The sequence below is a fragment of the Campylobacter concisus genome, from assembly GCF_002913045.1.
Lineage (GTDB): Bacteria > Campylobacterota > Campylobacteria > Campylobacterales > Campylobacteraceae > Campylobacter_A > Campylobacter_A concisus_AP.
This window is the reverse complement of record NZ_PPAF01000036.1, coordinates 1-402: the sequence shown is the minus strand read 5'-3', so window position 1 is coordinate 402 and position 402 is coordinate 1. Positions and strand designations below refer to the sequence as shown.

At 46.3% G+C, this 402-nt stretch carries 4 tRNA genes; all 4 read right to left on the bottom strand.

From position 1 onward, the window contains the following. Window positions 1-3 precede the first annotated feature (3 nt). Window positions 4-80, bottom strand: a tRNA-Asp gene (locus CYP43_RS07145). 8 nt (window positions 81-88) lie between these two features. Further along, window positions 89-164: transfer RNA gene (locus CYP43_RS07140), tRNA-Val, on the bottom strand. Window positions 165-182: 18 nt separating this feature from the next. Further along, window positions 183-258, bottom strand: a tRNA-Glu gene (locus CYP43_RS07135). Between the two features lie 13 nt (window positions 259-271). Next, window positions 272-347 (bottom strand) — tRNA-Lys (locus tag CYP43_RS07130). Window positions 348-402 lie beyond the last annotated feature (55 nt).

Genomic DNA, 402 nt, shown 5'->3' with positions numbered 1-402 from the left:
AGATGGCGCAGCGGACGGGGCTCGAACCCGCGACCTCCGCCGTGACAGGGCGGCATTCTAACCAACTGAACTACCGCTGCACCTAAAATGGTGGTCGCTATAAGACTCGAACTTATGACATCCACCTTGTAAGGGTGGCGCTCTACCAACTGAGCTAAGCGACCTAAAAATTTAAAAATATCTGGCGACCCTTAGAGGATTTGAACCTCTGTTTCTACACAGAGAAAGTAGAGTCCTGAGCCACTAGACGAAAGGGTCATAAACCCAAAAATGGTGTCCTGCGTTGGATTCGAACCAACGGCCCCCTCATTAAAAGTGAGATGCTCTACCGACTGAGCTAGCAAGACATTTGCTTAAAAAAGAATTGAGATTATACAAAAAACATTATTACATGTCAAGAAA